The sequence below is a fragment of the Pseudoalteromonas aquimarina genome (genome assembly GCF_049257255.1).
Classification (GTDB): Bacteria; Pseudomonadota; Gammaproteobacteria; order Enterobacterales; family Alteromonadaceae; genus Pseudoalteromonas.
Window position 1 is genome coordinate 451,691 of sequence record NZ_JBMMUG010000004.1, and the last position, 23,285, is coordinate 474,975.

General features: G+C 37.1%; 30 protein-coding genes. 15 read left to right on the top strand and 15 right to left on the bottom strand.

All coding sequences use genetic code 11. The features are described 5' to 3' along the window. Window positions 1–100: 100 nt before the first annotated feature. Window positions 101–1,000 (top strand): TPR end-of-group domain-containing protein, encoded by a 900-nt coding sequence (locus tag AAEU29_RS12750; protein ID WP_274759986.1) that lies wholly within the window; start codon window positions 101–103, stop codon window positions 998–1,000. Here the strand turns inward: AAEU29_RS12750 and AAEU29_RS12755 are convergent, their stop codons facing one another. From AAEU29_RS12755 to AAEU29_RS12765, 3 genes are all read right to left on the bottom strand, one after another. Next, window positions 1,001–1,387, bottom strand: coding sequence for an MAPEG family protein (locus AAEU29_RS12755; RefSeq protein ID WP_421973702.1), 387 nt, complete (start codon window positions 1,385–1,387; stop codon window positions 1,001–1,003). Window positions 1,388–1,389: 2 nt separating this feature from the next. Then, window positions 1,390–1,629, bottom strand: coding sequence for a DUF2960 family protein (locus tag AAEU29_RS12760; RefSeq protein ID WP_274759988.1), 240 nt, complete (start codon window positions 1,627–1,629; stop codon window positions 1,390–1,392). A gap of 79 nt (window positions 1,630–1,708) precedes the next feature. After that, a complete protein-coding gene (locus AAEU29_RS12765) occupies window positions 1,709–2,383 on the bottom strand; it encodes a tRNA (adenine(22)-N(1))-methyltransferase (RefSeq protein WP_421973703.1) in 675 nt (224 codons plus the stop codon). A gap of 200 nt (window positions 2,384–2,583) precedes the next feature. Here AAEU29_RS12765 and AAEU29_RS12770 point away from each other — a divergent pair, with 200 nt between their 5' ends. Both AAEU29_RS12770 and AAEU29_RS12775 read left to right on the top strand, forming a co-directional pair. Further along, on the top strand, window positions 2,584–2,763 hold the full coding sequence (locus AAEU29_RS12770; RefSeq protein ID WP_421973704.1) for an NADPH-dependent FMN reductase family protein: 180 nt from the start codon (window positions 2,584–2,586) through the stop codon (window positions 2,761–2,763). Between the two features lie 36 nt (window positions 2,764–2,799). Further along, window positions 2,800–3,105 (top strand): hypothetical protein, encoded by a 306-nt coding sequence (locus AAEU29_RS12775; RefSeq protein ID WP_421973705.1) that lies wholly within the window; start codon window positions 2,800–2,802, stop codon window positions 3,103–3,105. On the opposite strand, the gene AAEU29_RS12780 is transcribed toward AAEU29_RS12775, so the two are convergent. From AAEU29_RS12780 to AAEU29_RS12795, 4 genes are all read right to left on the bottom strand, one after another. Next, window positions 3,099–3,983, bottom strand: a complete 885-nt coding sequence (locus AAEU29_RS12780; RefSeq protein WP_421973706.1) for a dTDP-4-dehydrorhamnose reductase family protein — start codon at window positions 3,981–3,983, stop codon at window positions 3,099–3,101. The two genes, AAEU29_RS12775 and AAEU29_RS12780, sit on opposite strands and share 7 nt — an antisense overlap. 85 nt (window positions 3,984–4,068) lie before the next feature. Further along, window positions 4,069–4,668 carry a TIGR02466 family protein gene (locus AAEU29_RS12785; RefSeq protein WP_421973707.1) on the bottom strand — a complete coding sequence of 200 codons (600 nt, stop codon included), beginning with the start codon at window positions 4,666–4,668 and terminating at the stop codon, window positions 4,069–4,071. Between the two features lie 14 nt (window positions 4,669–4,682). Further along, the gene (locus AAEU29_RS12790) at window positions 4,683–5,783 is read right to left on the bottom strand and encodes a DUF481 domain-containing protein (protein ID WP_421973708.1); all 1,101 of its coding nucleotides are present in this window, start codon (window positions 5,781–5,783) and stop codon (window positions 4,683–4,685) included. Window positions 5,784–5,863: 80 nt separating this feature from the next. Then, window positions 5,864–6,331 (bottom strand): GNAT family N-acetyltransferase, encoded by a 468-nt coding sequence (locus tag AAEU29_RS12795; protein WP_421973709.1) that lies wholly within the window; start codon window positions 6,329–6,331, stop codon window positions 5,864–5,866. Between the two features lie 160 nt (window positions 6,332–6,491). On the opposite strand from AAEU29_RS12795, the gene efpL reads away from it, so the two are divergent. From efpL to AAEU29_RS12815, 4 genes are all read left to right on the top strand, one after another. Beyond that, window positions 6,492–7,061, top strand: a complete 570-nt coding sequence (efpL, locus tag AAEU29_RS12800) for an elongation factor P-like protein EfpL (protein ID WP_421973710.1) — start codon at window positions 6,492–6,494, stop codon at window positions 7,059–7,061. A gap of 161 nt (window positions 7,062–7,222) precedes the next feature. Continuing rightward, window positions 7,223–8,389, top strand: coding sequence for a nucleotide sugar dehydrogenase (locus AAEU29_RS12805; protein ID WP_421973711.1), 1,167 nt, complete (start codon window positions 7,223–7,225; stop codon window positions 8,387–8,389). Between the two features lie 35 nt (window positions 8,390–8,424). Continuing rightward, on the top strand, window positions 8,425–9,435 hold the full coding sequence (locus tag AAEU29_RS12810) for an NAD-dependent epimerase (RefSeq protein WP_421973712.1): 1,011 nt from the start codon (window positions 8,425–8,427) through the stop codon (window positions 9,433–9,435). A 112-nt stretch (window positions 9,436–9,547) separates the two neighbouring features. Continuing rightward, window positions 9,548–10,144, top strand: coding sequence for a thymidine kinase (locus tag AAEU29_RS12815; RefSeq protein WP_274759997.1), 597 nt, complete (start codon window positions 9,548–9,550; stop codon window positions 10,142–10,144). A 64-nt stretch (window positions 10,145–10,208) separates the two neighbouring features. Here AAEU29_RS12815 and rlmF read toward each other — a convergent pair whose 3' ends face one another. Beyond that, window positions 10,209–11,093, bottom strand: a complete 885-nt coding sequence (gene rlmF, locus AAEU29_RS12820; protein WP_421973713.1) for a 23S rRNA (adenine(1618)-N(6))-methyltransferase RlmF — start codon at window positions 11,091–11,093, stop codon at window positions 10,209–10,211. 117 nt (window positions 11,094–11,210) lie between these two features. Between rlmF and AAEU29_RS12825 the strand changes: the two genes are divergently transcribed. The 3 genes from AAEU29_RS12825 to AAEU29_RS12835 all read left to right on the top strand — a co-directional run bounded on the left by AAEU29_RS12825 (window position 11,211) and on the right by AAEU29_RS12835 (window position 13,987). Next, window positions 11,211–12,107 carry an alpha/beta fold hydrolase gene (locus tag AAEU29_RS12825; RefSeq protein ID WP_421973714.1) on the top strand — a complete coding sequence of 299 codons (897 nt, stop codon included), beginning with the start codon at window positions 11,211–11,213 and terminating at the stop codon, window positions 12,105–12,107. A gap of 76 nt (window positions 12,108–12,183) precedes the next feature. Then, window positions 12,184–12,540 (top strand): hypothetical protein, encoded by a 357-nt coding sequence (locus AAEU29_RS12830; protein ID WP_421973715.1) that lies wholly within the window; start codon window positions 12,184–12,186, stop codon window positions 12,538–12,540. Between the two features lie 85 nt (window positions 12,541–12,625). Next, window positions 12,626–13,987: a leucyl aminopeptidase family protein gene (locus tag AAEU29_RS12835; RefSeq protein ID WP_421973716.1), complete on the top strand. Its 1,362-nt coding sequence runs from the start codon at window positions 12,626–12,628 to the stop codon at window positions 13,985–13,987. 2 nt (window positions 13,988–13,989) lie between these two features. Here AAEU29_RS12835 and AAEU29_RS12840 read toward each other — a convergent pair whose 3' ends face one another. From AAEU29_RS12840 to AAEU29_RS12855, 4 genes are all read right to left on the bottom strand, one after another. Continuing rightward, window positions 13,990–14,307 carry a ribbon-helix-helix protein, CopG family gene (locus AAEU29_RS12840; RefSeq protein WP_421973717.1) on the bottom strand — a complete coding sequence of 106 codons (318 nt, stop codon included), beginning with the start codon at window positions 14,305–14,307 and terminating at the stop codon, window positions 13,990–13,992. Further along, entirely contained in the window at window positions 14,294–14,959 is a 666-nt protein-coding gene (locus AAEU29_RS12845) for an AAA family ATPase (RefSeq protein WP_274760003.1), read from the bottom strand. The genes AAEU29_RS12840 and AAEU29_RS12845 overlap by 14 nt, the downstream gene beginning before the upstream one ends. Continuing rightward, window positions 14,956–15,270, bottom strand: a complete 315-nt coding sequence (locus AAEU29_RS12850) for a PilZ domain-containing protein (protein ID WP_421973718.1) — start codon at window positions 15,268–15,270, stop codon at window positions 14,956–14,958. Before AAEU29_RS12850 ends, AAEU29_RS12845 begins: the two co-directional genes overlap by 4 nt. A 133-nt stretch (window positions 15,271–15,403) precedes the next feature. Beyond that, window positions 15,404–16,471, bottom strand: a complete 1,068-nt coding sequence (locus AAEU29_RS12855) for a ketoacyl-ACP synthase III (protein WP_421973719.1) — start codon at window positions 16,469–16,471, stop codon at window positions 15,404–15,406. An 85-nt stretch (window positions 16,472–16,556) separates the two neighbouring features. On the opposite strand from AAEU29_RS12855, the gene AAEU29_RS12860 reads away from it, so the two are divergent. From AAEU29_RS12860 to AAEU29_RS12880, 5 genes are all read left to right on the top strand, one after another. Beyond that, window positions 16,557–17,819, top strand: a complete 1,263-nt coding sequence (locus AAEU29_RS12860) for a sensor histidine kinase (RefSeq protein ID WP_421973720.1) — start codon at window positions 16,557–16,559, stop codon at window positions 17,817–17,819. Further along, window positions 17,816–18,352, top strand: coding sequence for a response regulator transcription factor (locus AAEU29_RS12865; RefSeq protein ID WP_421973721.1), 537 nt, complete (start codon window positions 17,816–17,818; stop codon window positions 18,350–18,352). Before AAEU29_RS12860 ends, AAEU29_RS12865 begins: the two co-directional genes overlap by 4 nt. Beyond that, window positions 18,345–18,596 carry a hypothetical protein gene (locus AAEU29_RS12870; RefSeq protein ID WP_421973722.1) on the top strand — a complete coding sequence of 84 codons (252 nt, stop codon included), beginning with the start codon at window positions 18,345–18,347 and terminating at the stop codon, window positions 18,594–18,596. The genes AAEU29_RS12865 and AAEU29_RS12870 overlap by 8 nt, the downstream gene beginning before the upstream one ends. A gap of 168 nt (window positions 18,597–18,764) precedes the next feature. Further along, the gene (locus tag AAEU29_RS12875; protein ID WP_372769516.1) at window positions 18,765–19,025 is read left to right on the top strand and encodes a CBU_0592 family membrane protein; all 261 of its coding nucleotides are present in this window, start codon (window positions 18,765–18,767) and stop codon (window positions 19,023–19,025) included. Between the two features lie 20 nt (window positions 19,026–19,045). Further along, the gene (locus AAEU29_RS12880; protein ID WP_421973723.1) at window positions 19,046–20,005 is read left to right on the top strand and encodes a hypothetical protein; all 960 of its coding nucleotides are present in this window, start codon (window positions 19,046–19,048) and stop codon (window positions 20,003–20,005) included. An 11-nt stretch (window positions 20,006–20,016) separates the two neighbouring features. Here the strand turns inward: AAEU29_RS12880 and bamJ are convergent, their stop codons facing one another. Genes bamJ through AAEU29_RS12895 form a run of 3 tightly spaced genes read right to left on the bottom strand, consistent with a single transcriptional unit; the run spans window position 20,017 to window position 23,223 of the window. Then, window positions 20,017–20,493, bottom strand: coding sequence for a BamJ family beta-barrel-assembly machinery protein (bamJ, locus tag AAEU29_RS12885; RefSeq protein ID WP_421973724.1), 477 nt, complete (start codon window positions 20,491–20,493; stop codon window positions 20,017–20,019). A gap of 50 nt (window positions 20,494–20,543) precedes the next feature. Further along, the gene (locus AAEU29_RS12890) at window positions 20,544–21,263 is read right to left on the bottom strand and encodes a tetratricopeptide repeat protein (protein WP_421973725.1); all 720 of its coding nucleotides are present in this window, start codon (window positions 21,261–21,263) and stop codon (window positions 20,544–20,546) included. 13 nt (window positions 21,264–21,276) lie between these two features. Next, the gene (locus AAEU29_RS12895) at window positions 21,277–23,223 is read right to left on the bottom strand and encodes a putative bifunctional diguanylate cyclase/phosphodiesterase (protein ID WP_421973726.1); all 1,947 of its coding nucleotides are present in this window, start codon (window positions 23,221–23,223) and stop codon (window positions 21,277–21,279) included. Window positions 23,224–23,285 lie beyond the last annotated feature (62 nt).

Consider the following 23,285-nt stretch of genomic DNA (forward strand, 5'->3'; position numbering starts at 1 on the left):
TATAAAATAATATGTAAATCAATAGCAATGTTATAAAACATGGGTGTAGCTTATAACGGTTTGATGTATATTAGTGGCTTGAAAAAATAAGGCTATATTAATGAAATTAAAATTTATCTTTCTTCTTATCTTGAGCATTTTTAGTGTTACGGTGTTAGCCAATGATGCAAAACCGATGAATGAGCAACAACAAGAAAAAGCACTTAAAGAATTAAACGAACCGCTTTACCGCCCATTGTTGGAGCGATATGTGTTGGACGAGTTAAAATCGTTGCGTCAAGATCAACAAAAACTTCGTGAAGACACCACAAAACAAATTACACACACGGAATTAAGCGCAGCTGATAGAGCACTTGATTACACTAATGACACAATAAACAACGTGATGTTTATTATTACTGCAACAGCAACAATATTAATTCTCGTAGGTTGGAATTCATTACGTGATGTAAAAAATAAAGTTGAAAGTATTGTAAATGAACGCGTAAAAAGTATTACCGAAGAATATGAAACGCGTTTAGGCGTGCTTGAAAACCAATTAAAAGAACGTTCTGAAGAAATTCTCAATAACCAGCGGAAAATTACCATTACCAATGAAGTTCATTCACTTTGGATGCGTGCGAATTTAGAAAGCGATGTAAATTCTAAAATTGAAATTTATGACGAAATTTTAAAACGTAAACCAGATGATGTAGAAGCGATCACATACAAAGCGGATGCATTATTAGAGCAAGGTAAAACCAATAAAGCGGTTGCACTTTGCAATCAAGCAATCGATGAAGACGCTGATTACGGATATGCCTATTGGCAACGTGCCTGTGCTTACGCACAAGAAAACCGCTTGTCTGAATCGATGGACGATTTACAAATGGCGCTTAAGCTTTCACCAAATCTTAAAAATGAATTGGCAAATGAACTCGCATTTGAAAACTTACAGGTACTACCTGCATTCTTAAAACTACTTGAAGATGCAGGTATTAAATTGAGTGAGCAAGCCTAATTAATTTAGGCTTAAAAACATCATTGCGATTGGGCAAATTAAACCCACTAACCATACGCTCGATCGCAATATATGCCAATTTACGTAGTAACAAACGCAATAAAGCACGCGTGCAATAATATAGATAATCGCAAGTGTTTCAGTTGTAGTGGTTATGGTATTTGTTGCAAACACCACCACTAATGCAATGGTAAAAATTAGCAGTGATTCAAAACTATTTTGATGCGCAGCTAGTGCTCGGGCACCAAATCCAGTTAATTTACTTTGCTGTGCACGAGGATGACGGTTGTCGTAACCACCTTGTTTATTCATGGCAATTGCAACAGGTGCTTTTGCTAGATAAGGTAAAAGTGCGGCAATAATTGCACAAAGGATTAATGTATTCATCGTTATTCTTTAATAAATGTGATGTTAGTTACACCTAACTTTTTAAAATACTCATCTCTGAAATTGCGGATTGCCGCTTTATCTTTAGCATACAAAGTAACTTGATGCTCCATCTTTGAATAATCAGCAATATCAAAGCCCTCTGCAGCTGCAATAGCTTCAAACATAGAGTTATACTTGTCTTGCGCAAAATTAATCAGTTTTTGTTGGTGATTAAAGGTGTATTGAATTTTCTTAGCCATAAATGTCTTCTAACAATATTTTATGACATTGTACTTAACTGTAAATAATCTGGATATACGAAATATTCGCTTGGTGGGTTTAATTGTTAGAAAGTGATTTTAATTTGTTGGTTATTTTGAGGTATTCATTTAATGCAGGTTTAAATTCAACTTTGTGTGAAGCCACTTTTTCATAATGCGATACAAGACGTTTTAAATAGTTTGAAGCGGTATCAGGTTTTGTATGCTGCCAAATACTCTCGCCAACAGGGCTTATTAATTTAGCGCTAATTTTTGATATATAGATGATCTCATAAAATCGATTATTCTCTTCAACGAGTGTTTCTTTTAAAAGCCTAAAGTCTAATTCAATTAATTGTTTGCGTAGTAAAAAGGAATGATGAACAGGGCAAATAATAAAGTCTATATCTCTTGTTGGGTATTTAGATTGAATAGTTGAAACAAATTCCGCGGCTAAATCGCCACCTACACCTGCAATGATAACTAAATGCCTGCCAGGATAATCAACAATTGGTAGAGCATTTACGCTTATTGTATGGCAAAGCCAATTCGACTTGGGAAAGCGTGTTTTAAGGTTATGCTCGAGCGCTAGCATGATGTGCTTTGCAATATCAACAAAATGGATTGTGCTAGCAGGATGTACGTTGCAAAGCGCTTTACCTAAAAAACCATGATCGCAACAGGTATCCCAAATATGGTGATAGTTGAGCTCAATAAAATCAACGATGGTTTGCAAACGATTTGATAAAGACATAGCGAGTGTACAAAAAATTAAGTGAGTTATTTTAACAAGTTTTAATTAAAAATATTGGATATTAAATGTATATTGCATGCAAAATATCTAAGGGAATTTAAATGAAAATAGCGATAATAAGTGGCAGTGGTCGTAATAATTCAAATAGTTTTAAACTAGGTCAATTTATAGCAACAAGATATTAATCTTAAACAATTACAATGGATCTGATTGATCTGAACCAACAATGTATTTTACTTCATCACTATGAACCATTAGATGACCCTCAGTTAATGTATGAGAAAGTACAATTACTTAATCGATTATATGACTGTGATGGTCTAATGATTATTGCGCCAGAGTGGGGAGGCATGTTACCTCCTGTATTACATAATGCTTAGTTGCTAAGCGCATTTGGCTCCGCATCAGGCTTTCCGTTGGGGCAGAAACCAGCCTTTGCAATTGGAGTGTCGGCATCAGGTGGCGGCCATAATCCTATTAGTATTTTAAAAGGCTATGGCGCAAAGAACCCGCATTTAGTTTGGTTATCTTTTCATTTAATTATCAGCAATATAAACGAATTTTTATCTGATATTGACGAAGATAGTCAAAACAGGCGACACCTTCAACTCATGTCACGTTTAGACAGCGGTGCTCATGCTTTAACACTCTATGCAAAGCAGCTTAAACCAATACGAGAGCAACTAACAAAACTTTCAGAGAAACACCCCTTTGGTCAGTAGACTAAATGTGTTTTTATTATCTCAGTAAATGCTTGTTTAAAAGAGCGTGTGTGACGAATCTTAAGTGCGCTCAAGCGTGTATCTTTTAATGCACAGTTATATGGTCGGTTAGCAATTTGGCTTGGTTCATTGATTGGTGAAATACCCTTTGTGTCCAGATTTAGAATTTCTGCAGATAATTTAGCAATTTCAAACTTTGTATATGCTTTTTCATCTGATAAATGAAAGATACCTGATGTATTCTCACTTGGCTGTTTAACTAAATCGACCAATGTATAGGCGATATCGTCAACATGTGTAGGGAAGCGAATAGCCCAGTTATCATGTGCACTAATTGGTTTATCGTTGACCTGCTGCGCAATGGTTGTAATGGCTGACTCATCAAGTGATTCGACGTCTCCGTATAGTACTGGTACTCGTATAACCGTATGGGCTTTGCTTGTACTTAACACAATCTGTTCACCCAATTCTTTGGTTTCACCGTAAAAGTTTAACGGGTTCGTTTTTGCGTTTTCTAAATAAGGCGCCTCTTTACCATTAAATACATAATCTGTGCTGATAAAGAATAAACGGGCATTTAAGCGCTTAGCTTCGTTTGCTAAATGTTCCGTTACAGCAAGGTTTAGCGCCTTTGTGTGTGCTTGGTTATTTTCGCATACATCAGGTTTTCGCTCTGCTGCTGCATGAATGATAATGTCAGGCCTAGCACTATTTAACAGCTCGGTAACAGCAATGTTATCTGTTAAATCAAGTTGAATTATTGGTGCCTTTGCACGGCTAAAACCTGTGCCAATAACATTAAACCCTTGTTCGGTAAAAATCCGAAATAGCGCACGGCCCAAGAGGCCCGTAGCACCAGTCACCAGTACATTTTTCATAACATTCCTTACATAAAGTAATTGTTATTTTAAAAGCGCTTCGCTTAAGCGCCTAGTATTAAACTGTTATTTTATGTGACACACATTACGCGATATAGGCATTAAAACTGAGAGAAATACGTGTTTTGCTTGAGCGATTTGGCATCACACTATGTGGCACGTGAGAACGAAATAGCACAATTCGATTTTGTTTGGCAGTGTAACACGCTTCAAAGGTTTCAAGGCCTACTTCCTCTGTCGCTATCGGTGCTGAAAAGTTGGGATGATAAAATTTTATGTCGCCAGAATTCTCAGGTGCGTCAAGATAAAACGAACCACTTACAAATGAGGGGTGAGTGTGATGAACATGGGTATGCACTTCTTGGCTATCGCCAGGGCGATAAAAATTAAACCAGCTTTCTCGTATCTCAATATGCTTGGCTTTGGGATTAAGCTTTTTAATAAAGAGTGCTGCTTGTTCTAAAATAAACTCATGTGTATGAACTAAATCATATTTATGCAGTACTTGCCTATGTTCAGGCAGACGGGACTGTATATAAGAACGAGCATTAGCATCATCTTGTGTTAGGATTTGATTATACTCTTGTTGAATAATCGCTTTTAGTTCTTGTTGGATTAAAAAAGCACGATCTCCTTGGAGATCGTGACTGTATATAGGCGTGGCGAACCACAAATCAATTTTCATATTATTATTGTTAGTTAAAATTCATAACCTAAGCTTACAACAAATCGGTAGTCATTTTTATCCGGTGTAAATGTGCCTGTTGGTTTTGGGTTTTCGATACGGTCTAAATAAAATGATAAGTCCAGATCGAAATCACCAATTAGGTCAACCTCTAATCCTGTTTTTAAACGGTGTATATATTCACCAGCGTCTTCACTTACTACTTTAACTTGGTAGTCTGCATCAAATTCAATATCTTTTGTTATATCCCATTGAATTACTGAGCCCAAGTTTAAAACACCAGATGTTTCGTTATCATCCTGACCAGGTTCTACGTTAATGTAGTTAGTTGATTGATAACTCGGACCTGCACTTACTTCCCAAGAAAAATCACCAGTATCAATTAGTTCATAACCAATACCCACACCAAATGTGTGTCTGCTGTCGATATTACCAAATTCATCAGCAAAGTATTCGTAGTCAGCAAGTCTAATAAAGGTTCTAGGTGAGAAGAACCAGTCGAAGTTAGCGGTAAAGCGCTGATCATTTGTGGTTTCTTCTTTTTTACCGGTTTCTTGGCTGACACGTTCACTGAAGTTACTGATAAACTCCGAAGAAAAACGGCTAGTTGATGTTCTACGCTGTGCTTCTGCACTGATTGTGTAATCAGATTGTTCAGAATTACCGCGGCGGAAGTTGGTACCAAAGTTTACCTCTCCATCCCAGTAATCTAATTCATTCCCATCAGCAGAGGCGATAGAGAGTAAATTACTCATAGCATAAGATTGTTCTGAGCCATTTTGAGCGATACTAAACTTGCCATCTTTAATAATAAGCTTGCCACTAATCACAGTGCCATCATTAAGACGAATACTTTGTTCACCCTTAGAGTAAAGTTCGGCAACATCTGCAATATCAATCACTTGAATACCAAATTCATCTGAATCAAATTCAAGTTCTTCTTCATACATGGTGATTAGGTCACCTTTAAGCCATTCCCCTGATGAGGTTTTAACCCAATCAAACTTTTGATCAAATGAAGGTGTGTCAGGTTTCCAAATTGGGTATGTATCGGCATAAGTATAAAGAGGAGTGAGGAGAGTTGCGCTTAATAGTAAAGAATGTGCGAATTTCATAAAAATAACTTCCTGTTATAACTGAATTATTCACACATTATATTATTTTTGTACCGATTTAAACTGCTTTAGATCAAACTTTAGTTTGCAGACGATAGTGGTAATTCCATAAATACGCTTAGCGGGTTATCACGATAACGACCAAAACACTCACATCGAGTAAAACCCAGGCTTTCGTACAAATGAATTGACTCTGTTTGTTTGCTACCTGTTTCGAGTCTGAGTAATGGGATTTGAGCTTGACCTGCCCAATACATTAGATTTTGCATAATGCGGCGTGATAAGCCTTTTCCGCGGTGAGTTGGTTTAACATAAACACGTTTGATTTCACCATAGAGGTTAGATTCAAACTTTTTAACTATCGCACCACACGCGATGATACCTTCGTCAGTAAGAAGCCCAATGGCATGTACATTGGGTTGATTTAGTTCACTTAAAGGTAATGATTGGTCACTGGCAATTGGATAAAGTGAATTCATCAAGCGATCTATTTCTGCAAATAGGCTAATAACATTTGGATCGTTTGAGTCTAATGAGACTAACTGCATAGTGTCCTCTACAACTTTTTAACTTTGCCTGTCATATATTGTGGCAAATAATTAAAAATCAAGTTAACAAAAAATACAAGTTTGATTTTCACCATTATTTATTTACTAACAGCCAATATTTTTGTAGGGTCTGCATAAATTGACACAATGAGTATGACAAATGCCAAAAGCAAGTGAAATTAAAAAGCATGCCGCTATTGATTATAACGGTCGCGTGATGATTGTTCGTGATATTGAGCGTTCAGTACCACAAGGTCGTGCGGGTGGTAGTTTATACCGCATGCGTATGTATGATGTGGTAAACGGTGGTAAAGTTGACGAGACTTTCAAAGCTGACGAAATGCTTAATTTTGCAGACTTAAACCGTAGACCTGCTGTCTTATCTTATGTAGACGGTGACGAATACGTATTTATGGACGAAGAAGACTACACACCATATAACATCAATAAAGAATCAATTGCTGAGCAGCTTTTGTTTATTGATGAAAACACCAAAGGTTTATTAGTGGTTGTTGTTGAAGGTAGCCCTGTTTCAATCGATTTACCATCGAGTGTTGAACTAGTGATTGAAGATACTTCACCTTCAATTAAAGGTGCATCAGCAAGTGCGCGTACTAAACCTGCTACTATGACGACAGGTCTTATCATCCAAGTACCTGAGCATATTTCAGTCGGTGATAAAGTGAAGATCAATACCTCTGAACAGAAGTTTATGGGTCGCGCTGATTAATTATTTTTTATGCAGATAAGGCTTAGCATTTGCTAGGCCTTTTTTTATGTTCATTAATAGTAAAATAAATTTGCAATAAAACTCCGTATGTTAAAATATGCAGATAATTATTTTCAAATAATCTTAATTTTTAAGATTTTACGTATTAATCAAGGTCTAGTATGAATATCACTATTGCGGGAACTGGCTATGTAGGCCTTTCAAATGCTGTTCTACTCGCGCAACATAACTCAGTCATTGCATTAGATTTAATTCAAGAAAAAGTGGATTTAATTAATCAGAAAAAATCCCCAATATCAGACCCAGAAATTGAATCGTTTTTAGCAAATAAAGAATTGGATTTAAAAGCTACTACTGATAAAGAGCTGGCTTTTAAAAATGCAGATTACGTCATTATAGCTACGCCAACAGACTATGATGAAATAACCAATAAATTTAATACCTCTTCTGTGGAAGCGGTCATTAACGAAGTAAACAAAGTTAACCCATCAGCCATTATGGTGATTAAATCAACTGTGCCAGTTGGTTTCACAAAACGTATAAAACAAAAACTATGTACCAGTAATATTCTTTTTTCTCCTGAATTTTTAAGAGAAGGGAAGGCGCTTTATGATAATTTGTATCCTTCGCGCATTATCGTTGGCGAAAAATCTGAAAGAGCACAAGTTTTTGCTGAATTACTTGCTGAAGGGGCGGTAAAAGAAGATATTGATATTTTACTAACGGGCTCAACAGAAGCAGAAGCTGTAAAGCTATTCTCTAATACCTACCTTGCAATGCGGGTATCTTATTTTAATGAGCTTGATACCTATGCAGAGAGTCATGGCTTAGATACCAGAGAAATTATTCAAGGCGTTAGTTTAGATTCTCGTATTGGTAATCACTATAATAACCCATCGTTTGGCTATGGTGGCTATTGTTTACCAAAAGATACCAAGCAATTACGTGCAAATTTTGAAGATGTACCAAATACCTTAATCAATTCAATTGTTGAATCAAACACAGTCAGAAAAGACCATATTGCATTTTCGATCATTAATAGGCAGCCTAAAGTTGTTGGTATTCACCGCTTAATAATGAAATCAGGCTCAGATAACTTTAGAGCTTCTTCAATTCAAGGCATTATGAAACGCATTAAAGCAAAAGGTATTGAAGTTGTAGTTTATGAACCTGTGCTTGAAGATGAATATTTCTTTAATTCACGCGTTATTCGTGATTTAGAAGAGTTTAAACAAATCTCTGATGTGATTGTCGCCAACCGAATGGAAGCGTGTTTATCTGATGTTGCAAGTAAAGTGTATACCCGAGACTTGTTTGGCAGCGATTAGCTTACATAATTTATAATTTATTACAGGAAGGTCCTTTGAAGTATCTTGTAACAGGTGTAGCAGGTTTTATTGGTAATTTTGTGGCAGAAAGACTATGCCAACTTGGTCATGAAGTTATTGGTATAGATAATCTGAATAATTATTATGACGTAAACCTTAAAAAAACTAGGCTAAATCGTATTTCACACCTTGAACAATTTAAATTTATTGAAATGGACATTTCAGATAGAAAAAGGGTTGAAAACTTATTTTGCAAAGAAAAGTTTAAACGTGTAATTCATCTTGCTGCACAGGCTGGTGTGCGATATTCAATTGATAACCCTATGGCTTATATTGATTCTAATATTGTGGGAATGACAACAATATTAGAGGGTTGCAGGAATAACAAAATCGAACATCTGGTTTATGCATCATCCAGTTCTGTATATGGTATGAATGAAAAGATGCCATTTTCTGAAGATGATGTTGTCGACCATCCAATTTCACTTTATGCAGCCACTAAAAAATCTAATGAATTAATGGCATACAGCTACAGTCACCTCTATGACCTTGCAACAACGGGGCTTCGCTTTTTCACAGTTTATGGCCCTTGGGGTAGACCAGATATGGCTCCTTTCTTATTTTGCGATGCAATTTTAAATGACCGAGAAATAGAAGTTTTTAATAATGGAATAATGAAACGTGATTTTACTTATATAGACGACATCGTTGAAGGCATTATTCGAATTCAAGATGTTATTCCAACTCGCGATACCTTTGATTTACATAATACTCTACCCAAGAACAATACTCCTTATAGGCTTTATAATATAGGCAATAGTAAACCAATTGAATTAATGAAATTTATTGAGGCAATTGAAATTGCTTCTGGGAAAGAAGCGAAAAAGAAATTTTTACCTATGCAGGCAGGAGATGTGCCTGCAACATTCGCAGATACGTCTAAGCTGCAACAAGCAATTGGATTTACACCTAAAACAACTATACAAAATGGTATTAATGCGTTTGTTAATTGGTACAAAGATTATTATGGTACAAGCATAAAATAACCATCTCATTTGATAACTATAAATACACTATTTGATTTAGTAGTTATTCATCTTTTCCTAGCACGAATCACCCAAATTAGTTAGCATTAACATTTTAGCTTTTAGGTAATTTATGGCTCAGTTGTACTTCTATTATTCTGCGATGAATGCAGGAAAATCTACTACGTTACTACAGTCGGCATTTAACTATAAAGAACGTGGTATGGAGCCATTAATCTATACGGCAGCAATTGATACGCGATTTGGCGCAGGTAAGGTAAGTTCGCGCATTGGACTTGCCGCTGATGCGTCATTGTTCTCACCTGAATCAAATCTAATTGATGAAATAGCCACCAAACATGCCATCAAAAAAATTGATTGTGTTTTAATTGATGAAGCGCAATTTTTAACTAAGAAACAAGTTGAAGAATTGTGTTTAGTGGTAGATAGATTAAAAATTCCTGTGCTGTGCTACGGCTTAAGAACCGATTTCTTAGGCGAATTGTTTGTAGGTGCACAGTATTTATTGGCGTGGGCAGACAAACTGATTGAACTTAAAACGGTTTGCCACTGTGGGCGTAAAGCTAATATGGTGCTTCGAACAAATGAGCAAGGTGTGCCTATTACACAGGGTGAACAAGTTGAAATAGGCGGTAACGATCGTTATGTTTCAGTTTGCCGTAAGCACTATTTTGAAGGCTTGGAAAATCAATTAGCTGTACCTAATTAATTTTTTACTTAGATGGGCTCAATTATTTATTGAGTCCATCTAGTATTTATCACAATCAATTCAGTTACACGTTAAATTGCCAACACAATAAGTGCATAAGTTTTTGCCCATGCGCTAAAGGTAAAACTTGATAACTGCAGTCATCTAACTTTTCTAACGCTTTTGTTAACAAAGGTAAATTTTCCTTCTTTGAAATCAGAGAAGTAAAAATACCTACTTGAGATTTAAACAATTCACTTTCTTTAATCATGTTACGTAAGAAAGAGAGCTCGCCACCTTCACACCACAATTCTGCTTTTTGCCCTGAAAAATTAAAGCCTTTAGTGTCGTTTTTATCTAAATTTCGCCACTTACGTTGATTAGCCTTTTTGGCATCTTCTAAAGAGCCATGAAAAGGGGGGTTACAGCAAGTGATATCAAAATAGTCATTTTCTTTAATAATGCCCCGAAATATACGTTGGGACTCTTTTTGTAATTTCAGTTTTATCGGCAATTGGTTAAATGTTGCAAGGTTTTTAGCCTGTTTTAATGAGTTATTATCAATATCACTAGCAGTTGCTTTCCAACCGTAAATTTTATGCGCCAAAATAGGGTAAATTAAAGACGCTCCCGTACCAATATCGAGTAAGTGAATTTTCTTGCCTGTTGGTATATCGCCACTATGCTTTGTTGCAAGTAAATCCGCTAAGGTATGGATAAGATCAGCACGTCCTGGCACTGCAGGGCATAAATTAACATCAGGAATGTCCCAAACAGCAACTTTATAATCTTCGACTAACAGTGCTTGGTTAAGCGCTTTAACAGCAATTGCATCGCTAAAATCTAGTGATGTTTTATCATACTCATTTTTAATTAATTGTGCTTTGAGCAAAGGGGAGTTCTTAGCTAAACGCTCTAAATCATAGCCATTAAGATGAATGTTCCGTGGATGGTGTTTTTTGGATGTCATAGTCGTTTCAGTCTTTACTGATAATCTCCCTATTTTAACACGCTCTTGCGTAACTCTTGCAAAAACAAGCTTAAGTTTTTAGTATTTGGGTGGTATGACCAGATAAAAGCAATAAATATGATTAAACAAGAGTCTCACCTAATAACGATGGCAAATGGCGACAAGGTTCATTTAAGGCAAATTTACACCAATGCTAAAGGACCTGTTGTGTTTTTTATGCATGGCGCTGTAGAAAATGGCCGAATATTTTATACCCATTCTAATAAAGGATTAGCACCGTTTTTAGCTGAATCAGGTTTTAATTGTTTTGTGGCAGACCTCAGAGGTAGAGGAAATAGCGAACCTAAAATTTCAAGTGACAGTAAAACTGGTCAACGAGATTCTATCGTCGAAGAAATACCTGCCATGCTGGATTTTATCGCAAAGACAACTAAGCAACCCATTTCCTATTTTTGTGCTCATTCTTGGGGCGGCGTTTTGCTTAATTCTGTGCTGGCACGTTTTCCACAGTACCAAAATGAGTTAAAAGCATGCGTCTATTTTGCATCAAAACGAACGATTTATAATAATCACCCAAGTAAATATTTACAGGCAAATTTAGTTTGGTATTTTATTTCGCCAATTTTAATCAGAATGTATGGCTATTTACCTGCCAAGCGTTTTGGTTTTGGTTCTGACGATGAAACACGTTTATCTCATAAAGAGGGCGTTGAATGGGTAAAAAGAAACCCTTGGGTATGCCCATTTGATGGCTTTGACTATAGCAAAGCACTGTCAGAACGAGCTTTACCGCCAACACTTCACATTGGTGCTGTAAATGACAAGGCTTTAGCGCAGAAAATAGATATTGAAGCGTTTATCAAAGAAAGTGGTCAAGGCAAACAGTTATTAAATATGTATGGTAAAAAACATAACCACTTAATCGACTACGATCATATAAATATATTAACGGCTACAGAGGCCAAAGCCGAAACATTCCAAGATACTTTAGAGTGGTTTAAACAACACTCCTAATACAAAGGAATTTAAATCAACAACTTTTTACAGAAATCGTTTATACCTTTTGTATTTCATGTGCGAAAATATATGTATGCGAACGATGAAATATTTCCATAAAGCACCTGTGCGTGTGCTTAAAATAAAACAACAAAGAAGCCGATTAAAAGTTCGTCGTCAAATGTTGCAAGTAAAACATGCACTCGCTCAAGAAAAAAAAGAAACGATTGATATGCTAATCACTTATCGTAATTATACGCAAGGTAAAGCGAGCAAAAGTGAATTGAAAGAAGCAAATCAACAGTTTCTTGATGTGCTAAAAGGGGTTGGATTAGGCATTTTTGCTGTCTTACCTTTTGCACCTATTACAATTCCGCTCATTGTTAAATTGGGCAAAATGGTTGGCGTTGAAGTACTGCCAAGTGCCTTTAACAAATCAGAAAATAAGTAAATTTCTTAACGTTTAAATCAGACATTCAATTCAAATGTTTGTTATGCTATTACGCATAATTTAAAACAAATGAAGGTCTTTAAATATGACGCAAGCCCTAGTTCACCAATCTGAAGGGACTCCGCTTACAATTCTTGCATCAAGCGAATTTAACGCTTGGCAACAAAGGCAAACCACCGTTATTCAAAATTGGCTTAATGCGATAAGTTTTGAAGGCAAAGGTGTATTACTAGTACCTAATTTTACAGATGGGAAATTGGAACAGGCAGTGTTCTTCACAAAAAGCACAGAGTCGCTTTGGGCATGTGGTGATCTTGCTAGCCAGTTACCTGATGGCACATATTTATTAACCAACGATAAAGATACTAGCAAACTAATCGCGACTAGTTTTGCGTTAGGCTGTTACGATTTTGCACCCTATAAGCAATCTAAAACCCAATCGGTAAAATTAGCAATCGCTGACAAAACTGTTTTCGATGAAGTAGTGACCTATGTGAAAGGAGTTAGCATTGTTCGCGACTTAGTAAATATGCCAGCGGGTGATATGATGCCACAGCATATGGCTGAATTTATGTCTGATATGGCCGATGAGTTTTCTGGTACTTTTTCACAAATTGTAGGTGATGAATTACTTGAACAAAACTATCCAACCATTCACGCTGTTGGACGTGCAAGCGCTAATAAACCAAGACTGCTCGACTTACGTTGGGGCGATGAAAATGCGCCTAAAGTTACTTTAGTCGGTAAAGGCGTTTGTTTTGATTCTGGTGGTTTAGATTTAAAACCTGCATCAGGCATGCGTTTAATGAAAAAAGACATGGGCGGTGCAGCGCATGTGTTAGGTTTGGCGCATATGATCATGGCATTTAAATTACCTGTTCACTTGCGCGTAATGATCCCTGCGGTTGAAAATGCGGTTTCTGATAATGCGCTACGTCCAGGCGATGTAATAAAAACACGTAAAGGCATTACTGTTGAAATTGATAATACAGATGCAGAAGGGCGCTTAGTGCTTTGTGATGCATTAGCTGAGGCTGTGAACGATAAACCTGATACACTTATTGATTTCGCAACTTTAACAGGCGCTTGTCGTATTGCATTAGGAACGGAATTACCAGGATTTTTCAGTGATGATAAAGCGTTAGTATCAGGCTTAGAAGCTGCTGCAGAAGATGTACAAGATCCAGTTTGGCACTTACCGCTTTATCAAGATTATAAAGATTTATTAAACAGCACAGTCGCTGATATGACGAACTGTGCGCCAGGTCCATTTGGTGGTGCCATTACTGCTGCTCTTTATTTACAAGAGTTTGTTGATGACAACATTTCATGGGTTCACTTTGATGTAATGGCGTGGAACTTAAGAAAGTTACCAGGCCGTCCTGTTGGTGGCGAAGCCTTTGGTGTGCGTGCTGTATTGAAGTACTTACAGGATAAGTATCAATAAATTTATTTAGTATCGATATGATCAAGTAAAGCATCTAAGCTGAGATCATCCCCTTGTGCAAGCTCGTTTATTAACAGTCTTAATATATAAGATTTAGATAAACCAGAATGTTTTGAGATCTCGTCTAGCTGCTTAATATGATCTGGCGAAAGGGTGAAAGTCGCATTTTTGAACTTTCGCCCTTTTTTAATATGTCTTTTATTATCATGGGTATTGGACTTACCTTGAGCATATAAATTAGCTTGCTCAATAAATTCATCCACCGAAATCTTTTCTTTTTGATTTCGTCCTTTATTTTTTTTTAAATCAATTAAACTCATGACCATGAACCACTTCCATTGTTAATAATTCATCAACAATGGCTTTAATTTCTTGAGCTGCTTTACCATCTGGATCGCGCTCGATAACAGACTGCCCGTTTTCTTCACTATCATCATATATGTTTCTGCTGAATGTAACAGCATTTAAAACTGGAATACCATAAGAAGCACATACTTCTTTCGCTTCGATAATGCGATTAGCCTGATTTGGCAGAGAAGGGCATTGAGTAATTACAAATGCCGCATTTAATTTTGGATTAACCATTTTACAAGTTGTTAAAATGTCTTCCATATGCGGTACCGTTTTGAGATCACGGCGTTTCGGTCTAAGTGGGATCAGGGTATGATCTGCAACTGACATGGCGGCACGTAACGCAAGATTATCTTGTCCGCCACAATCGACAATGACATAGTCATAATGATTTTCTAAACTAAGTAAATCATTTCTAATTTTGCCATAAAGCTGAACACAGTTAATACAAGGAAGTTGAGGATTAGTATTACGGGCTTGGATCCAATCCGATGAAGTTCGTTGCGGATCACAATCAACTATTAAAACTGTAAAATTTTGAAGTGTTAAATAAACAGCGACATTTTGCGCTAAACAGCTCTTGCCACTACCACCTTTTTCGCCTCCAACAAGAATAATCATTTGTCACCCCCTTGCTCGACAAATTCCATTGCAACATCAAACCAATCATGCACCTCAGTTTCTCTTATTACCTTTGCATAAACTGAGTTTGTGGTGCCTTGTTTATCTCGGAATGTAACTTTTACAGGATTTTCGGTATTGATAGGGCGGTCAATATTTACTTTTAGCCCACCATTGGATACATCAATACACATTGCTTGGCGTTTAATGATATTCCCATTTTCACATTGCCATTCTAAGCCGATAAGCTCTTTTTCCATGTCAAGTCGTAATGAGCGTCTTTGTTCTATTGCGGAAGTATGCTCATGCATAGTAGTACCCTTTAACATTCGCAAAATTGCAATCCATCACATGCGTTATGGCGCGTCTTAATATTTAAAGCGTAGTGTTAAAAGGAAAATTTGCAAATAAGAAAGCCTGCATAAATGCAGGCTTAATAAGAGGTTACTGACAATGTGCTATAGCATGTTGGATTAATTCAAGTCCAGTATGATCGCAATCTGATAATGTGTGTGAAGGAGCTGTTATAGGAGTCGTGCGCTCTCCCCATTGAATATAACTTGCAGCCCATGTTAAACCAGCACCAAATGCCGCTGAAATAATACTGCTCTTGGGTTTAATTAAACCACATTCAACTGCTTCACACAGCGCAATAGGAATGGTCGCAGCAGAGGTATTTCCGTACTTATCTATATTCACCATAACAGATTCATCAGGTAACTTAACTTTAGTTTGAATTGCTTGGATTATGCGTAAATTTGCCTGATGCGGGATAAGTACATCAATATCAGATATATCACTGCCTACTTGCTGCAATACATCATCCACTGCGGTTGTCATACCTTTTACTGCGCGTTTAAAGATTTCGCGCCCTTCAAATAAAATATCAGAAGGTCCTACTGCTTGGTATTTATCAATGTCAGTACCAAAATTACGAATATGAAGAATTTCACGGTCTTCACTATCACAGCCAGTTTTTGTTCCAAGTAGTCCTGATTTATCATCGCTTGCTTCAAGGACGACCGCACCTGCACCGTCACCGAATAATACAGCACTATCACGGCGCTGCCAGTTAACGTACCAAGTCATTCGTTCAGCACCAATTACTACCGCTTTTTTAATCATGCCAGCTTGAATTTGCGCCGTGGCATTTTGTAATGCATACAAAAACCCTGAACATGCGGCGTTTACATCACATGCAGCAGCCCCTTTGGCACCAATATTTTTTTGAACTTGCGAAGCGGTATTTGCAACTAGAGTTGTTGGTGTGCACGTCGCAAGCAGAACTAAATCAATATCACTTGCATCGGTAATGCCGGCACAATCAAGGGCATTACGTGCTGCTATAGTTGCTAAATCAGCGGTACTTTGATGAGAAATACGACGCTCTTTAATGCCAGTACGAGATGTAATCCATTCATCATTAGTTTCCATTATTTGGCTTAGATCATCATTTGTGAGTGTTACCGGTGGAATGCATTTCCCCCAGCCGGTAATTTTGGCATACTTCATTAGCAACCCTTACGTTCATTTCTTAGTGTGTTGAACTGGTTATACCAGATACAGTGCGATTTGTCTTTGTTTAAACGAGTTACATATGACTTTGCTTGCTAAATTTATTAGTGCAGAACCTTCATTAGCTTATCGAAAGCCAATTAGTCGATTATTATTTTTACGAACAGTATCAATTGCTATTCAATTGCTCAGTGTCATAGTGCTGCACTTTTCAATGGGAACGCATGATTATATTGGTGTATTGCTGTTGATTATTGCATTCGAAACCTTGTTTCACCTCTCAAGTATTGTTTATTTTTCGAGACTAAATGCGACGAACCTTGCACTTGCATTACAGATCCTGGCAGATATCACTTTCTTAAGTTTAATGCTGCTTTATAGTGGCGGGGCAACGAATGCTTTTGTTTCGCTATTACTTTTACCGCTGATTATTGCCGCAGTCTGCTTACCGTTACGCTGGCTAGCGCTTTGCTCTTTTACCGCTGTTGGATTTTACACGTTACTGGTATTTAACATGCCAAAACATGAAATGCACCATATGGATATGCAAGAACACTTCCTTGGTATGTGGCTTAATTTTGTTTTATCCGCTTTGGTAGTAACTACAACAATAAGCGCACTCGTTAAAGCAAATACCAATAAAGAAAGGCAAATGGCTATTCAACGTGAAGAAACGCTAAGAAGTGAACAGCTTATGGCACTTGGCACAGCAGCTGCTCAAGTAACACATCACCTTGCAACGCCGATTGCTAACCTGCAAATGATTTATGAAGACTTAGAAGAAGAAATTGGTGGTAATAATTCACTTGTGAAAGAGATGGCAGCGCCGTTATTGCAATGTACACAGCAACTTGCTTATTTTCGTGATTATGCAAGCCAGATTAAAGCGAATAAAATAGCACCAATTTTTATAAATAACTTACTTAATGAATTTTATGATGCCTGTTTATTGCATTTCCCAGAACAACAGATTGAGCTTAACAATCAAACCCGTCCTGAAAGTAAAATAAATGCGGATAGCTTACTTTTGTCGGCATTAATTAATGTAGTGCAAAACGCGGTTGATGCGAATAAACAAGCTGCCAAACAGACAATTCAAATTAATGTTTTTGAAAAGTCTGATTTGTTGAACATTGAAATAACCGATCAGGGTAATGGTTTTGATTTAGACTTACTTGATTCACTCGGGCACGAAACCATTAAAAGTCAAAAGGGAATGGGGATCGCACTTTTCTTATCGAATACCACGGTAAATAAACTCGGTGGTGAACTAATCATTGAAAATAACCAACAGACAGTTGAAAAACATGGCGCTAAAGTAACAGTAAGGTTACCTCTATTATGAATCTACTCATTGTTGAAGACGATGTTGCCTATGGGCAAACCTTGTCGCGAAGAATGCATAAGCAAGGCTTTAATGTCGAACTCGTATCAAGTGCAGACGAAGTACTACTAGCAGCTAGGCGATTTGAACCAAAGTACATATTACTTGATATGAAACTCGGCAATCAGACAAGCTTACCATTGATAAAACCACTACGTTCGCTGTTGCCAGAAAGTTCGATAGTGCTATTAACCGGGTTTGCCAGCATTGCCACGGCGGTAGAAGCAATAAGACAAGGCGCAAATGATTATTTAGCAAAACCTGTGGATACACAGTCTGTCGTTGCAACCTTAACAGGTAAAAAAGCGGTAGTGGAAGTGGATGAATCACCTTTATCTAGCGAACAGATGGAGTGGGAACATATTAATCAAGTACTTAAAACAAATAACGGTAATGTGTCCGAAACCGCGCGGCAATTAGGCATGCACCGTAGAACACTGCAACGTAAATTGCAGAAGAAACCACTATTGGTGAAAGTTGAACATTATGGCTAAACCAAATAAGCGTTTGCCGGAACGTGTAGTTGATATTATATGTGCGTCATGTAAAACACGCCTTTACAAGTACCATAAAAATGGCAAAGGTGCGTTAGTTAAATGTTTTAAAGAGCGTATTGCCAAAGACTTTTGCGATGTAAGTTGTATTTGCCCAACGTGTGGTCAAGAGTTTGCCCGAGAGCAAATGATTCGAGGTAGTGCGGCTTATAAAATAATTGGCGGTAAGGCCAAAACAAGTTAATTACTTTAACTCTATGTCAAGGACAAAAGTGTTTGCATGCGATTTTTAAATCATTAGAATAATCGCGACTGAGGGTTCTCCTCAACTACAAGCTGTTTCATGGAATGAAAATCGCCCTCCCCACGGACCGGGCCAGCATATTTGGGCGCATAAGCTTGGAGTTATCAATTGATCTCAATTATTTTCGATATTATCGGCATGACCGGTACATTTCTTGTTGTCGGTGCGTTCTTTTTATTGCAATTAGATAAAGTTAAACCCACAGGTATTGCTTATAATCTAATGAACCTGTCTGGCGCAATTCTTTTACTTATAAGTCTCTGTTATAATTTCAATTTAGCGAGTTTTGTAATTGAATTATTTTGGATTGCAGCATCATTAATTGGACTTTATAAATACTATAAAGCACCTAAAAAAGTTGCAATCTAGTAACTGACTAAGGAAAGGGAATGTTGTTAAACCATATGTATCGTGTAGGTTACTTGGTATTAATAACAGTCCCTTTTTTATCCTTTTCAAATTCTTCTGCCAATACACAACCAACGCCCAGTCAAATTGAATCGATAAGTGCTGAACTCAAAAATGAAGTCACTGAAAGTGCGACATTATTTCGTTCGCGTTTAAATACGCATATGCAAAATTCAGCGCAATGGCTTGATAAATTGGTTAAAGATGATAATGCAAAAGGGGATATTGCAAGTGCAAAAGGCTATATATCATTAGGTTTTGCACCCCGTGCAAGAGATCTACTCGATTTCGATAATCAATTCAAAGTGTCTTTAGATTTACCAAATTGGGAAGAGAAAGTGAGCCTGATTATCGATAACGATGAAGAGGAAGAAGATAGGCTACCCCTACAAAGTATTTCTACTGAACAAAATAATAACATTAACGCAGCGTTAAACTGGTATATGGTTCAGCGTAAGCGCTGGAATGTTGAGCATCGTATTGGTTTTAGCCGTTCAAACTTATTTGCCCAAACACGACTTAAATTCCGTCACACTATAAATGATTGGCGATTTTCAGTCAGTCCCAGTATTGAGTATTATTTAGAGGACGGTGTTGGTGCACGCCTGTACACTCGTGCAGATGTAAAACTAACACCACACCAAATATTAAACTTTGCATTTAATACGCGTTATGTTGAAAGTGAACCGACAAAGCGTGTATCCATTGGGGTGTTTCATAGCCAAACCTATAATCAGGATCAAGCCGGTGTAATTGGGGCTTGGGCAAATGACAGTTTTAGTGGAGAACGCAGTTACTACGCATCTTATCGCTGGCGCATGCGTTTTTTTGAACATTGGCTGTTTTTTGAAGCAGAACCATTTGTTGAATTTAGAGAGCGTTATGATTTTGACGATGAACCTGGAATTGCATTAAGGCTCATCGCTTACTATGGTGTTTAACGCTTTTATAACTAATCTATAACTTCGAGTAGTTCAATTTCAAAAATAAGTAATGATGCTGGTGGAATTTTCCCTACAGCACGTTTTCCATATGCCAAGTTATACGGAATAACCGCTTTGACTTTCTCACCCGTTTTCATAAGCTGAAGAACTTCAGTCCAACCCGGAATAACTTGATTCAGTGAAAAGGAAAGAGGTGTATTTCTTTCTACAGATGAGTCGAAAACAGTACCGTCAATTAATGTACCATGGTAATGACATTTAACCTTGCTTGTTTTTCTAGGTTGTTGCCCATTAGAATTAGTAACAAGCATTTCATATTGTAGGCCTGTAACAGTTTCAATCACGCCTGACCCTAGTTTGTTCTCTGTTAGATATTGATTTTGTAATTCAATGTTTTGTTTAGCTATTTTTGCATTGTTAAGTGAAGATTTAACAATTAAAAAAATGAGGGCAATTATGATACATAAAAGGAAAAGATTAAGCACAGGCGGTTTCCAAAAATAGAAACCATGCCTGTAAATAAGTTAAAAAGCAATTAGATGCGACGTTCATCACCGTAATATTTACCAGCTAGAATTTTTTGGTATAGTTCGTTGGCCTTTTCTTTTGCTTCTTCTACTTGCGAAGGAGACATTTTACGTTCATCTAACTTGCGACTGTGGCTTGCATCTTTATGGCCATTAAATTCAGCAACTGAATTCCAGATAAAAGACATTTCTAAGCTTTTATCTACGCCTTGTCCTTCGAAGTAGAGAAGCGCGAGGTTAAATTGTGCAGCAGCATAATTTTGTGCAGCGGCTTTTGTGTACCAGTCTTTTGCTTGGAAAAAATCTTGGATTACGCCAGTACCATTTGCATACATAACACCTAAATTAAATTGCGCAGCAGCAAGGCCTTTTTGTGCTGATTGTTCGTAAAGAGAAACTGCTTTTTGTAAATCTTTTTTAACCCCTTTACCGTCTTGATAAAGTGTACCTAAGGCGAACATGGCATCTTCTTCGCCAAGCGCTACCCCTTTTTCATAGAGCTCTGCTGCTTTTTTTGGGTCGCGAGCGATACCATATCCAAACTCATGCATTTGACCAAGATGATACATAGCGGGGCCATAGTTGTTTTCAACTAAATAGTTAAAATGATAAAGGGCAGTTTCAAAATCACCCTCATTAGCCGCATCGATACCTTGTTGTAAATCCGCTTTTGCAAAGAATGTGACGAAAACTAAGCTTATTATTAATGTCTTCAATGTGATTTTCATAAATGTGTTCCTACTATACGGAATGAAGTTTGGTTCTTGTTGCTGGTTCATTTTCAGGTAGCCAGATATTGGTACCTGTGGCTGCTATATGATTTAAATTTGTTCTTAATACTTTTGTGCCAACAGTATTGGATGTTTCAGGTTTAGATACAAGGTAACCCTGCACACATTGGATCCCCATTTTGCGTACAAGTTCAAATTGTTCTGCACATTCAACGCCTTCAGCTACAACTTTAAGGTTTAATTGATGCCCAAGTTCACTGATAGAATGAAGTATTTTATTATATTTAGGGTTGTCATTGGCTTGATCAATAAACAGTTTATCAATCTTGATAACATCGACCGGAAGCTCAGCTAATGTACACAATGAACTAAAACCTGTACCAAAGTCATCAATTGCAATGGTTATGCCTTCACTACGTAGTTTTTGAAGGCTTTCAATGGTGTTTTTTGATGCTTCAATAAAACATGATTCTGTAATTTCTAACATCAGCGCCTTAGGAGGTAAGCCCACTTTAGTTAGGGTATCCATAACCCATTCGTGAAGGTTTCGATGTTTTAGTTGCACACCAGAAATGTTCACAGATATTCTAACTCGTGTCATACCCGCATTATACCACGCTGACATTTGGCGGCATGCTTCAAATAATATCCAGTCACCTAGCTCTAAAATTAAATTTGATTCTTCAGCAATAGGGATAAACTCGGTTGGAGTAATTGTTCCCTCTACTGGGTGATGCCACCTAACTAAGCATTCAAAGTAATCAATACTACAATCATCAACATGAACAATAGGTTGAAACGAAAGTGTGAAATTATTACTACCAAGGGCTAAACGCATTTCTTCAAGTAAATAATGATAGCGTCGCATTTTACTGCCCATCTCTGGGGAGTAGACTCGAAATATGCCGCGGCCATCTGTTTTGGCGCGATACATTGCAACATCAGCCATTTGTAATAGGGCAAATGGACTTGAAGCACTATCTGGGTAAATAGCAATACCAATACTGGCGCCGATTTTTACCACTTTGTTGCCAAGCACAAAATCCCGTTCGATTTCATGTAATACGTTCTGGGCGACATTCACGGCAAGTGAAGGATCAATTAAATCATTTATAAATATTGAAAACTCATCACCACCAAGACGTGAAAGGTTTTGCTCAATACCGTTAATAGGATGCTGACAAGATAGGCTGTGATTGCGCACAATTGTGCGTAATCGTTCGGCTACTTGGATCAGCACTTCATCACCAAAACTGTGACCAAAAGAATCATTAACTTGCTTAAACCCGTCTAAGTCGATAAATAAAAGTGCCTGTTTTTTATCAGTCTTTTCTGCGTGTGCAAGTTGTTCTTTTAAGTGGCTTAAATAAGCATGCCTGTCAGCAAGCCCGGTTAATTTGTCTTGAAAGATACTTGTTTCGGTGTCGCGCTTATAACGTTCAACAGCTTCACTTAGTGAGTTTATTGAATGATTTAAGCGTGCAAGATTATTTTCTGTCTCATATTTAGGTAAATCGAGATTAAATGCACTTAATAGATTGTCGGTTTTACTATTTAAAATGGTAATCGATTTATTTAGTCTTTTTTGCTTTTTATTAAATACAAATAAGGGAATGATGAGTGTTAACGTTAACAAAAACAGTAACGGGAAATTCGAAAACAACAGCATTTCAGTTAACAGTGTTTTAACGGGAATTGCGCTAATTTTGTTATCTCTTTTTTCAACTTGAATATAGATTTTATCGCCGCTGTTAACAAAGTCGATGTAACTGAACAACGACGACATAACGGTGGCATTTTGAGGCTCTAATTTATTGGCATCAAGAATAACTTGGTTTATCTGTGAATCTTTGTGATGTGATAGTGCAACACCCTGAGTTAATGACAAGGCTAGTATTAAATAGATAGCAATAATAAACCCTATTGTAACCACAACAAATCGGGAAAAATTTTTCATATTTTGCACTTTATAATCCTGCTAAACCTTCGCAAAATTCCATAAGCTGACCTAAACAGTAT